The sequence below is a fragment of the Mucilaginibacter terrae genome (assembly GCF_031951985.1).
GTDB classification, from domain to species: Bacteria; Bacteroidota; Bacteroidia; order Sphingobacteriales; family Sphingobacteriaceae; genus Mucilaginibacter; species Mucilaginibacter terrae_A.
Map to the genome: position 1 here is coordinate 544,924 of NZ_JAVLVU010000001.1, position 12,576 is coordinate 557,499.

A 12,576-nucleotide genomic window follows, 5' to 3' on the forward strand; every position below is an offset into this window, starting at 1 on the left:
TAAGAAATGGGAAAACCTACCGGATTTCAGGAGTTTGACAGAGAACTCCCATCTAAAATAGCGCCCGAAGAAAGGGTGCAGAATTATAATGAGTTTGTTGGTTTATACAATGAGGATAAACTGAACCAGCAATCGGCCCGGTGTATGAACTGTGGTATACCTTTCTGTCATTCGGGCTGTCCGCTTGGCAACGTAATACCCGAGTTTAATGATGCCGTGTACCGTAAAAGCTGGGAAGAAGCCTACGAAATACTATCAACCACTAACAATTTCCCTGAATTTACAGGGCGCATTTGCCCGGCTCCGTGCGAGTCGGCCTGTGTGCTGGGCATTAACAAGCCGCCTGTAGCTATCGAAGAAATTGAGAAGCATATTATCGAAATAGCGTACGCCAAAAATTTGGTTAAACCAAGTGCACCGTTCATCAAAACCGGTAAAAAAGTTGCCGTGGTGGGTTCGGGTCCTGCGGGTATGGCTGCTGCTGCGCAATTGAGCAAAGCAGGTCACTCGGTAACCGTTTACGAACGTGATGATCGCCCAGGAGGTTTGTTACGTTACGGTATCCCCGATTTCAAGTTAGAGAAATGGGTCATCGATCGTCGTGTAAAGGTGATGGAAGAAGACGGCGTGGTATTTCAATGCAACACAGAGATAGGTAAAGACATCACCCTTGATGAGGTATCGAAAAACAACGATGCCATAGTTTTGGCTGGTGGTTCAACCATTCCGCGTAACTTGCCTATACCGGGCCGCGAGTTCAAAGGCGTTTACTACGCCATGGAATTCCTGAAACAGCAGAACAAACGCGTAGGCAACAGCCCCATAAATACCGAAGATATTTTAGTTACCGGTAAAGATGTGGTAGTAATTGGTGGTGGCGATACCGGTTCAGATTGTGTGGGTACATCAAACCGCCAGGGTGCAAAATCAATTCGCCAGTTTGAGGTAATGGTGCAACCGCCACAGGCGCGTACTGCAAGTATGCCTTGGCCAAGCTATCCAATGGTATTAAAAACAACCAGCTCGCACGAGGAAGGTTGTGAACGCCACTGGGGTGTTAACACCAAAGAGTTTTTAGGTGACGAAAACGGAAACCTGCGTGCCCTCAGGGTAACCGATGTAAGCTGGGAAACTGATGTTATGGGGCGCCCGATGAAATTTACCGAGGTAGAAGGTTCGGAGCGTGAATTACCTTGCCAGGCAGTTTTCTTAGCTATGGGCTTTGTGCATCCGCAGCATACCGGTATGATTGAACAAGGTGGCATTGAGCTTGACGAACGCAAGAATGTAAAAGCGAAAGAAGGCCTTTACCGTACCAACGTAAGCAAAGTATTTGCCTGCGGCGATATGCGCAGAGGACAATCATTGGTGGTTTGGGCTATATCCGAAGGTCGCGAAGCTGCCCGCAAAGTAGATGAGTTTTTAATGGGCCATTCTTTGCTGGAAAGTAAAGATGCGGTTAGTGCCTTTGCGTACTAATAATAGGGTTTTAAATAGGTTAGTCAGGTTGATTTGTGCAGGCTTTTAGCTCGGGGCAGCAGTTGGTTAAGAATTTGGGTTTAGAAAGAATAGTTTTCAAAAAATTCAAGATGCTCTTTAAAAGCTACAGTACATTCAACCTGACAAATTTACGAAACAAGAATTTTCCTCCACACATGGGGCTTTTTGCTAACCAGTTTAATTAATAGTAGTAGTTTTTTAAACCAACAACGCAGGTATTTGCACTCGCAAATCCTGCGTTTGTTATTTATGGGACATGAGGCAAATGTATCTCTGCCAACATACACCGTGCACTTCCCCCGCCAATAGTTTCAATAGTAGTTATATCAGCCGATAAGATCTCCGTATACTTTTCTAAAGCCGAAATTTGTTCATTAGTTAGTGACTGATGTGCACTTTGCGACATCACCAGCAAACTTTCCCCTTCAGTGTTCTGTACTTCGAGCATATTGCCGGCAAAGCGGTTCATTTGCTCATAGCTTATGTTTAAGATTTCTTTCCCGGTTTTTTCTAAAGAAAAAATAACCGCTTCTTTTTCATCATCATTACTAATGCTATCCAGGCAAATTACGGCAAAATGGCTGCCCACGCACATCATCACATTGGTGTGGTATATTGCTATGCCGTCTGCATCATAAGCATTGAAAGCAACAGGAGTATAGCCAACCTGATGACAAAATGCAAGCAATATTTCGGCATTGGTGCGCGGCGACAGGCAGGCGTACGCCAGTGTGTTTTCACGGTCTAACACCATACTGCCGGTTCCTTCTAAAAACTTATTTTCCTGCTCAAAGCGGCTGAGGTCTATAATATGATTTACCTTAAACTTGTCTTCAAGCTGGCGAACAATATCTTCGTTTCTTTCAATCCGGCGGTTAGGAGCCTGCATCGGATACATAAACACATCGCCATTATCATGAAATGATACCCAATTGTTAGGGAAGATAGCATCTGGCTTATGTGGCTCAGCGGTATCGTTTACTACGGTTACGTCAACACCTTTAGCTCTCAGTATTTCTACAAAATCATCAAATTCCTGTAATGCCTTTTGCTGTACTTGTAATAAACCCGCATCTTTTTGCTGAAAGGCATTGCTTTCGGCGGTTTGCTCGTTAAAGCCAAAACTGGCCGGGCGTATCATAAGGAGGGCAGAGGTAGTTTGAGGCGATGTGTTCATAACACAATATTAATTATAAAACAGCAATGGTTATAAACATAAAACCCCCGCCTTGCGGCGAGGGTTTACATAATTATTTAATAAATAACATTTCTCTGAATTTTGGAAGCGGCCAAAGCTGGTCGTCAACCAATTGCTCCAGCTTGTCAACATGGTAGCGTATTGGGTCGAAGAAAGTTTTTACTTTTTCATCATAGGCAATAGCTTTGTCGCGTGTATCCTCAATCACATTGGCTTTTTTGCGCTCTTCAACCATTTGGTCTACATTGGTTTTAATGAAGTTGATATGCTCAGCCAGTTTTTTTATAATATCTATCTGTGTGCTGTAAATGCCTTCATCTAAACCGATTTCTTTCAACCCACGCACGTTTTCAACCAGTTTGCTTTGATAGTTTATAGCTGCGGGTAATATGCTGGTATTAACCAAATCGCCTATAACACGGGCTTCGATCTGTAATTTCTTATAGAAATCTTCGAGCAAAATATCATGACGGGCATGGGCCTCACGTTTGCTGAAAACGCCGGTACTTTCAAAAATATTCTCAGCTTTCTCGGTTACTAAAGCATCAAGTGCCCTTGGTGTGGTTTTAATGTTTGCTAAACCACGGCTCGCTGCTTCTTTTTCCCATTCATCGCTATAACCATTACCCTCAAAACGTATTGATTTGGTTTCCTTGATATACCGTTTAATAATGGTAAGCAGGGCAACGTCTTTCTTTTCGCCTTTTTTAAGTAATTTATCTACATCAACCTTGAATTTTTTAAGCTGATCGGCCACAATGAGGTTTAAAATTGTCATTGGGTTGGCCGAGTTGGCTGATGATCCCACAGCGCGAAGCTCAAACTTGTTACCGGTAAAAGCAAAAGGAGAGGTGCGGTTACGGTCGGTATTATCCTGCAAAATTTGCGGTATTTTAGGAATACCTTGCCATAGCATCGAATCTTCTTTAGCTTTTTTGCTGATACGTGAGGTTTCGATCTCATCAAGTACCTCGCTCAATTGGCTTCCCAGGAAAATAGAAATGATAGCCGGAGGAGCTTCATTCGCACCTAAGCGATGGTCGTTATTTACCGAAGCAATCGAAGCACGAAGCATATCGGCATGATCATACACCGCTTTAATGGTGTTTACAAAAAAGGTTAAGAACATTAAATTGCTCTTAGGCGTTTTACCCGGAGATAACAGGTTTTTACCCGTATTGGTAATCATCGACCAGTTATTGTGTTTGCCTGATCCGTTTACACCTGCAAATGGTTTTTCGTGCAATAATACTTTCAAGTTATGGCGTTTGCCCACGCGGTCCATAATGTCCATCAACAATTGGTTATGGTCAATGGCCAGGTTTATTTCTTCATAAATAGGCGCGCACTCAAATTGCGAAGGGGCAACCTCGTTATGACGGGTTTTAAGGGGAATACCTAATAATAAGGCCTCGGCCTCAAAATCTTGCATAAAGGCATAAACACGAGATGGAATAGAACCAAAGTAGTGGTCTTCCAACTGCTGGTTTTTGGCCGATTCGTGACCGAAAAGCGTGCGTCCGGTTAAATAAAGATCTGGACGTGCGTTATATAAGGCTAAATCAACCAGGAAATACTCCTGCTCAATACCTAAAGAGGCGTTAACTTTTTCTACACTTTTATCAAAATACTGGCAAACATCAACGGCAGCTTTATCTAAAGCATGTAATGCTTTTAATAAAGGCACCTTATAATCTAATGCTTCGCCGGTGTATGAAACAAATACAGTAGGGATACACAGGGTGCGGCCCATGATAAAGGCCGGAGATGATGGGTCCCAGGCGGTATAGCCACGGGCCTCAAATGTGTTACGTATACCACCATTAGGGAAGCTTGAGGCATCGGGTTCTTGCTGGGCAAGGGCATCGCCACTAAACTTTTCTATGGCACCATCGGCAGTAGGCTCAAAAAAAGCATCATGTTTTTCGGCTGTTGTACCTGTAAGTGGTTGAAACCAGTGGGTATAATGAGTAGCTTCTTTACTTAATGCCCAAGCTTTCATGGCTGATGCCACTTGGTCGGCCATTTCGCGTTCAACTGTTTCACCTTTATCAATCGAATCGATAATGCTTTGATACGCTTCTTTTGAAAGGTATTCTCTCATTTTCTTTTTATCGAAAACATTAGCACCGTAATAATCAGAAATTTTTACCGCAGGGGCTTTTATTTCAGGAATTGTACGGGTTAGTACAGTTTGCAGGGCTTGAAAACGAATATTTGACATTATTTTTTAATTGTTTTTGGCTATTTGGGTCAAATATAGAGGTATGTATATATATATAAGGGTGTTTAATGTAAAAATGTATAAAAAAAAATTAATGCCGATGAATATATGACCTGAGATATGTTTTAGAAAGATATTTTGTTTGAAATGATATTTAACTTATTGTCTACTAATGAAATAGTTATTGTAGAGATTGTAAAACATAATTATCTATCAACTGAAAACAGAATATAAAATTGTGTAAAATGTATCTTTTACAAAATTTTATTAAAAATGTTTATGTTTTTATGAATATTTATTGATAATTTTAGAAAAACTTAATTAAATATTCACTTAATGACCAAAATCTAACCCAAAAAAAGAAAAAGCATGGAAAATTCGTTTAAAAGGTATCTCCCTTTCATTATTTTACTGGCAATTGCAATAGTGTCTGTATTTATACCTGCACTTCCAGACTTTGCCGATACTTCAAAATACGACAAAGCTGACATAGCTTGGTTGTTAATTTCTTCGGCACTGGTATTTTTGATGACTCCGGGTCTGGCATTCTTCTACGGAGGTATGGTTACCCGCAAAAACGTTCTCTCTACTATGATTAAAAGTGTGGTAGCTGCAGGCGTAGTTACTGTATTATGGATCGTAGTAGGTTTCAGCCTTTGCTTTGGCGAAGATGTTGGCGGAAAAGGCTTAATTGGCGATCCATCTACTTTCTTCTTTTTCCAAGGTGTAAATTCAGGTGCGCCATGGGCTGCTGCTCCAACTATTCCTAAATCATTATTTGCAGTGTTCCAGTTAATGTTTGCAATTATTACCCCAGGTTTAGTTGTTGGCGCAATTGCCGAGCGTATTCGCTTTACTTCTTATATCCTGTTTACTGTATTGTTCAGCTTATTTGTATATGCACCTCTTGCACACTGGAGCTGGCATCCAAACGGCTTATTAACCCATACTATTGGTGCCTGGGATTTTGCCGGTGGTACTGTTGTTCACATTTCGGCCGGTTGTGCTGCCTTAGCTGGTGCAATTGTTTTAAAACGTCGTAAAGCACACATCGAAGGTTTGGCCATTCCTCCGGCTAACATACCTTATGTATTAATTGGTACTGGTTTACTTTGGTTTGGCTGGTTTGGCTTTAACGCAGGTTCGGCTGTTGCAGCCAGTGCCAATGCTGTTTCGGCTTTCTTAACCACTAACACTGCTGCCGGTGCTGCCGGTTTATCATGGATGTTCTTTGATGTTATCCGCGGTAAAAAACCATCAGTATTAGGTTTTTGTATTGGTGCAGTAGTTGGCCTTGTAGCAATTACTCCGGGTGCAGGTTATGTAGCTATTCCTCAAAGTATATTTATCGGTTTTATTTCGGCCATTATATCAAACCTTGTGGCACATTGGAAAACCACTACCAGCTTAGATGATATGCTTGACGTATTCCCTTGCCACGGTGTGGGCGGTATTGTTGGTATGATTTTAACCGGTGTATTTGCAACCGATACCGTATACCCTGGTGGTCCGGTTGGCTTACTTTACGGTAAATCAGAATTCTTTATCTCTCAGTTAGAAGGTGTAGCCATTGTGGTTCCTTTCAGCTTTATCGTATCATTCCTTATTTTCAAACTGGTAAACTTAATCGAGCCACTTCGTGTAACTTCAGAAGAAGAAGAAGTTGGTTTGGATTACAGCCAGCACGACGAGCGTTATACTTCGCAACGCCTTACTGTGTAATTATAAAAAGTGTTGTATGGAGATATATGATCCATACAACACTTTTATTTAGTACTCTTTCAATATATTTTATTGACATCATAAGGCCCGGAATACTGTTAAAAACAGCCCGGTTAGCCAATGTTATGTTTCAACAATACATAGTTTAACTAAACTTAATTTATTCAACAACAAACTGTTAATCTCAAATTATCACACATGAAAAAAAGATTTTTACTTGCAGGTGCTTTATTGGCTGCTACTACCACGTTTGTAAAAGCGCAAGACTCAACAAAGACGGCCGATCCGGGGCTTACTTTTTTTGGCTCGGTTGACACTTATTACAAATATGATTTTGCCGGTCGCAAAAACGCTAACATTGCTACCAGCTTTGCCAACGAATCAAACTCTGTATCAATTGGTATGATTGATTTAGGCGTAAAAAAGAAATACAGCAAAGCTTTATTTGTAGGTGAGTTATCATTTGGTCCGCGCGGCCAGGCACAATCATTGCCTAATGCTGATGGAGTTTACGATGAGCAAACCAACAGCTTCCATATTCAGAATTTGTATGTAGGTTATGACCTGACCGATAAGTTGAACGTTACCGCAGGTTATATGAGCACCTTTGTTGGTTACGAAGTTATTTCGCCGGTTGGTAACTTTAACTACTCAACTTCATACCTGTTCACTAATGGTCCTTTCCAAAATGCAGGTATTAAATTTACTTATGCATTTAGCGATAAAGTGAGCTTAATGGCTGGCATTTTTAATGATTATTGGAATATATATCAATCAAGCCGTGAGGTATCAACCTTTGGCGGCCAGTTAATGGTTAGTCCGGTTAAAGGTTGGACGGCATATTTAAACGTTTTAAGCGGTAAATTTTCAGGTACAGAGTTAGATTTAACAACAGCTTACCAAGTTACTGATGCCTTTAAGTTAGGCCTTAATGCTGCCAGTTATTCGGCTCCTGGCAAAAATACCGGAGGTTTTGCCGGTGCTGCATTGTATCCACAGTATGCTGTATCAAGCGCGGTAACTTTAGGTTTGCGTGCGGAATATTTTAAAAACAAATCTAAAACCGATCCAACCGTATTTTATTCAAAAATTGGTGCGGGTGAAAATGTAAAAGCATTTACTTTGACTGCCAATGTTAAAGCCGGTGGTTTAACCTTTATTCCGGAAGTGCGTTTAGATAATGCAAAAAACAACTCATTTATAAAAAGCAATGGTGCCGCAACTAAATCGGCCGGACAGTTTGCTTTAGCTGCTGTTTATGCATTCTAAGTAAAAAACTAATTTAACTTTGAGGGCCGTCGTTTATATAAAAACCGACGGCCTTTTTTTTATGATGAAAAAGATATTAATTATATTACTGGTTGCCCTCACTTGTTCAGCAGCCTGTTTTGCCCAAAAAGATTCATTATCATTAAATGAGCAAAATAAGTACACCTATTTTAAAGTAGGCAGTGCCCTTCCCGATGTTAGTGCCGAAAGCTTGGCCGATTATTTGAAAAAAAACCTGGCTGGGCTGCAAAGTGCATCGGCAACAAAAAACAACATGGTAACTGCTAAAGGCGGAATGCTGGTTTATAAAAAAGGATTGATAACGGGGCAGGAGGAAGGTCGTATAGACTATAGTTTTACTATTGATTTCAAGGAAAACAAGTATCGTTTAATTATGGGCGATTATAATTTTGTGCCTTATCAGCGTAATCGTTATGGTGTGTTTGCACAGGTTGATGGCGTGAATATACCGCTCGAAAAAACTGATGTTCGTATAACGGCTAAACAGCTTGCAGTATACCTGGATAAGCTGGGGGCTTTTGGCATTAAAACCAATAAAATTGTAAGTGATTTTGTAAATAAAAAGACTTCGGTAAAAGCCCCTAAAGAAGCCTTAAAAAAAGTTGATACACAAAAATGGTAATTTTTGCGCGTTTTAGACTTTATTTTACTGATAAGTAATGCTTAAAGCGTTGATTTTTAATTGTTAAATAGTTGTTAAACGCTATTATACTTTGCAAAATTTGCAAACTAAATATTGTTGAAATGCTGTTGTAACAACTATTAAGTATTATAATACTAAAAGTTGTTAAATGCGGAATATTAGCTTGGTGTTGATGTTATATTAGAAATATAATTTCAAACACTATGCTGAACCAAAAATTTGATTTGTACAAGAGCGAGTGGCTCGACCTTGTATTTACCGACCGCAACAAAAGTTATGGTGCCTATGACCTTAGGGTACATTACGGCGAAACCATGATGAAGGCTTTGGCCATTACTGTGCTGGGTTTTACACTTACTGCCGGTGTGCTAACCTACATCATTAAAAACCGTGATGTAGAAAGAGGGCCTATAGAGGTTGATTTATCACCTAAAAAATATACGCCTCCGCCCGTTATTGAAAAACCTAAAGACCCGGTTATAGAAAAACCGCACAAGGCAGCACAGGCAACAAAACCGGCCGCTGTACAACAAAATAATGTGGCAAGCCAGCGGTTTGTTGAGCCTGTACCTACTAATGATCCTGTGATAGATAATGTTAAGCCAATTGACCCGGGAAAAGTTATATCTACCATTGATAACAAAGGTGTAAATACACAGCCAATTACCAATACCACAACAACTGTAACCCCAGGTGGGGGGATAGGTCAGGGAAATACCCAAAATGATGGTGACGGCAGTAAAACATTCGACATTAATGGTGTTGAAGTAATGCCCGAGCCTTATGGTGGTAACGCAGCCTGGGCAAAATTTTTACAAAAAAACCTCCGTTATCCTGATACTGATGTGCAGGGCAGGGTTATGCTAAGCTTTATTATTGAAAAAGATGGCAAGCTGAGCGATATTCAAATCTTAAAGGGCATATCGCCAGAGTTAGATAGAGAAGCGCTTCGTGTACTTAAACTTGCACCAGCCTGGAAGCCCGGTATGCAAAACGGTCATGCAGTTAGGGTTAAATACACTATCCCTATTGTTTTCCAAATGGCCGATAATTAATTGATAGAGTTTTAAGATCGTAAAAGCGCACCTCTCAAGGATGCGCTTTTATTGTTTAAATCAGTTTTATAAAGCCTTATTAGGTTTCCATATGCAAAATACCTGTTTTGCATATGGATATTACTGAAAATCAATTTGGGTTTGTGCTTTATTATTACACTTATTGCTGCAAAAGATTATTTTTGTGGGCTATGAGTATTTCAAAAACGTATCAGTTTAGTGAAGTTGAAGATAAATGGTACAGCTACTGGTTAGAGCATAAATTTTTCAAATCTGTTCCTGATGAACGCGAACCATATACAATAGTTATTCCTCCGCCCAATGTTACCGGTGTGCTGCACATGGGTCACATGCTAAATAACACCATTCAGGACGTATTAATACGTCGTGCCCGTATGAAAGGCAAAAATGCTTGCTGGGTACCCGGAACAGACCACGCCAGTATTGCTACCGAAGCTAAAGTAGTAAACATGCTTAAAGAGCGAGGCATTGCCAAAACCGATCTAACCCGCGAAAAGTTTTTGGAATATGCCTGGGAATGGAAAGAAAAATACGGCGGCATCATCCTCGAGCAGCTTAAAAAATTAGGAGCATCGTGTGATTGGGATCGTACCCGCTTTACCATGGAGGATGATATGTCGGCCGCGGTTATTGATACTTTTATTCATCTTCATAAAAAAGGTTTGATTTACCGTGGTGTACGCATGGTAAACTGGGACCCCAAAGGTTTAACAGCTGTTTCAGATGAAGAGGTTATACGAAAAGAGGTAAATCAGAAGCTATATTATTTACGCTACGCAGTTGTGAGTGGTGAGTTGTCTGTTGTGAGTGGTGAAAATCCGACAACAGAAAACATAGAATCGACAACCTATATTACCATCGCCACCACTCGTCCTGAGACCATCATGGCCGATAGTGCCATTTGTATTAACCCTAATGATGAGCGCTACACGCATTTGCATGGTAAAAAGGTATTTGTACCGCTGATTAACCGCGAAATACCGGTTATATTGGATGAGTACGTGACCATGGATTTTGGTACAGGTTGTTTAAAAGTTACCCCGGCTCACGATCTAAACGATTATGAACTCGGCCAAAAACACAACCTGCCGGTTATTGATATTTTAAACGACGATGGCTCGCTGAATGAAAAAGCCGAAATACTGATAGGCGAAGACCGTTTTGCTGCGCGCAAAAAAATAGCTGTGCTTTTAGAGGAAGCCGGCGCATTAGATAAAGTAGAAGAATATCGCTCACAAGTAGGTTTTTCGGAACGTACTGATGCCGTGATAGAGCCTAAACTTTCGATGCAATGGTTCTGCAAAATGAAAGAAATGGCGCAGCCTGCCTTGGATTATGTATTAAATGGCGAGGTAAAACTTATCCCCGATAAATTCATTAATACCTACCGTCACTGGATGGAAAATGTGCGCGACTGGAACATTAGTCGCCAGTTATGGTGGGGACAGCAAATTCCGGCGTGGTACTTACCTAACGGGCAGTTCGTAGTAGCCAAAACTGTTGAAGAAGCGCTCGACGAAGCCAAAAAGCTTTTAACTGATAACTCAGAACTTACAACCAATGATCTGCGTCAGGACGAAGACGTGGTTGATACCTGGTTTTCATCATGGTTATGGCCAATATCGGTATTTGATGGTTTTAAAGATCCGGAGAATGCAGATATTAACTATTATTACCCAACTAATGACCTGGTTACCGCTCCTGAAATTTTATTCTTTTGGGTGGCACGTATGATTATGGCCGGGCATGAGTTTAAAGGACAGGCACCGTTTAAGAATGTTTACCTAACCGGTATCGTTCGCGATAAACTTGGGCGCAAAATGTCAAAATCATTGGGTAATTCGCCCGACCCAATTGATCTGATAGGTAAGTATGGCGCAGACGGTGTACGTGTGGGTATGTTACTATGTTCTCCTGCAGGTAACGACTTAATATTTGATGAAAGCTATTGTGAGCAAGGCCGTAATTTTGCCAACAAAATTTGGAATGCTTTCCGCCTGGTAAAAGGTTGGGAGGTTGATGCATATTTAGTAAATCCTAACACAACCGCCATTAAATGGTTTAAAAACAAGTTTCATGAAGCTCTTACCGAAATTGAGGATTTATTTACCCAATATCGTTTGTCTGAAGCGGTAATGGCCGTATATAAATTGGTATGGGATGACTTTTGTGCCTGGTATCTTGAAATGGTTAAGCCGGTATATCAACAGCCTATTGATGCTGAAAGTTACAATGCTACGGTTGGCTTTTTTCAAAATATTTTGAAACTATTACATCCGTTTATGCCGTTTATAACCGAAGAGCTTTGGCACGACGAATTATTTGGCGAACGCAGTGCTCAGGATTGTGTGATAGTTGCACAACTACCAGCAATCGAATCTGTTGATGCTATTTTGCTGGCCGATGTTGAAAAACTCAAACAGGTGGTAACCGAAATTCGCAACACACGTAACACCAAGCAAATATCGCCTAAAGAGGCTTTAGAATTGCATATTAAGCATAATTCGGCAGTTGATTATAATGCTTTTGTGCCGATAATAAGTAAGCTGGGTAATATAAGCACACTAAGTTTTACTGATGACAAAATTGCCGGGGCTGCAAACTTTATGGTTTCAACCGATGAGTTTTATATCCCTTTGAGCAATAATATTGATGCCGGGGCAGAGCGTGAACGCTTGCTTAAAGAGAAGGAATATTTAACCGGGTTTCTTAAATCTGTTAATGCTAAACTCTCCAATGAAAAATTTGTAAGCAACGCAAAACCCGAAATCATAGATAACGAACGCAAGAAGCAAGCGGATGCCGAAGCCAAGTTGAAAAGCATAAATGATAATTTAGATTTTTTGGCAGATTAATTGCAGATACAGAGTGGAACAATCAGTAATATTGGTTGTTTCCACACATCGGTTGTAAACCAACCAAA

General features: G+C 40.6%; 8 protein-coding genes. 6 read left to right on the top strand and 2 right to left on the bottom strand.

Annotation, left to right across the window (positions count from 1 at the left end):
* Positions 1–6: 6 nt before the first annotated feature.
* Positions 7–1,479, top strand: coding sequence for a glutamate synthase subunit beta (locus QE417_RS02335; RefSeq protein WP_311947276.1), 1,473 nt, complete (start codon positions 7–9; stop codon positions 1,477–1,479).
* A gap of 268 nt (positions 1,480–1,747) precedes the next feature.
* On the opposite strand, the gene ctlX is transcribed toward QE417_RS02335, so the two are convergent.
* Positions 1,748–2,677: a citrulline utilization hydrolase CtlX gene (gene ctlX / locus QE417_RS02340; RefSeq protein WP_311947277.1), complete on the bottom strand. Its 930-nt coding sequence runs from the start codon at positions 2,675–2,677 to the stop codon at positions 1,748–1,750.
* Positions 2,678–2,750: 73 nt separating this feature from the next.
* Positions 2,751–4,922, bottom strand: coding sequence for a glutamine synthetase III family protein (locus QE417_RS02345; protein ID WP_311947278.1), 2,172 nt, complete (start codon positions 4,920–4,922; stop codon positions 2,751–2,753).
* Positions 4,923–5,291: 369 nt separating this feature from the next.
* On the opposite strand from QE417_RS02345, the gene QE417_RS02350 reads away from it, so the two are divergent.
* The 5 genes from QE417_RS02350 to QE417_RS02370 all read left to right on the top strand — a co-directional run bounded on the left by QE417_RS02350 (position 5,292) and on the right by QE417_RS02370 (position 12,508).
* Positions 5,292–6,644 carry an ammonium transporter gene (locus tag QE417_RS02350; RefSeq protein WP_311947279.1) on the top strand — a complete coding sequence of 451 codons (1,353 nt, stop codon included), beginning with the start codon at positions 5,292–5,294 and terminating at the stop codon, positions 6,642–6,644.
* 198 nt (positions 6,645–6,842) lie between these two features.
* Entirely contained in the window at positions 6,843–7,913 is a 1,071-nt protein-coding gene (locus QE417_RS02355) for a porin (RefSeq protein WP_311947281.1), read from the top strand.
* Between the two features lie 61 nt (positions 7,914–7,974).
* Complete coding sequence (locus QE417_RS02360; protein WP_311947282.1) at positions 7,975–8,556, top strand: hypothetical protein; 582 nt, start codon at positions 7,975–7,977, stop codon at positions 8,554–8,556.
* Between the two features lie 224 nt (positions 8,557–8,780).
* Positions 8,781–9,632: an energy transducer TonB gene (locus QE417_RS02365; RefSeq protein WP_311947283.1), complete on the top strand. Its 852-nt coding sequence runs from the start codon at positions 8,781–8,783 to the stop codon at positions 9,630–9,632.
* A gap of 191 nt (positions 9,633–9,823) precedes the next feature.
* The gene (locus QE417_RS02370) at positions 9,824–12,508 is read left to right on the top strand and encodes a valine--tRNA ligase (protein WP_311947284.1); all 2,685 of its coding nucleotides are present in this window, start codon (positions 9,824–9,826) and stop codon (positions 12,506–12,508) included.
* The last annotated feature ends 68 nt before the right edge of the window (positions 12,509–12,576 follow it).

Bases quoted from the DNA above. Each gene is read 5' to 3' on its own strand.
- QE417_RS02335 (WP_311947276.1), top strand. From the start codon at position 7: ATGGGAAAACCTACCGGATTTCAGGAGTTTGACAGAGAACTCCCATCT.
- ctlX (WP_311947277.1), bottom strand. From the start codon at position 2,677: ATGAACACATCGCCTCAAACTACCTCTGCCCTCCTTATGATACGCCCG.
- QE417_RS02345 (WP_311947278.1), bottom strand. From the start codon at position 4,922: ATGTCAAATATTCGTTTTCAAGCCCTGCAAACTGTACTAACCCGTACA.
- QE417_RS02350 (WP_311947279.1), top strand. From the start codon at position 5,292: ATGGAAAATTCGTTTAAAAGGTATCTCCCTTTCATTATTTTACTGGCA.
- QE417_RS02355 (WP_311947281.1), top strand. From the start codon at position 6,843: ATGAAAAAAAGATTTTTACTTGCAGGTGCTTTATTGGCTGCTACTACC.
- QE417_RS02360 (WP_311947282.1), top strand. From the start codon at position 7,975: ATGATGAAAAAGATATTAATTATATTACTGGTTGCCCTCACTTGTTCA.
- QE417_RS02365 (WP_311947283.1), top strand. From the start codon at position 8,781: ATGCTGAACCAAAAATTTGATTTGTACAAGAGCGAGTGGCTCGACCTT.
- QE417_RS02370 (WP_311947284.1), top strand. From the start codon at position 9,824: ATGAGTATTTCAAAAACGTATCAGTTTAGTGAAGTTGAAGATAAATGG.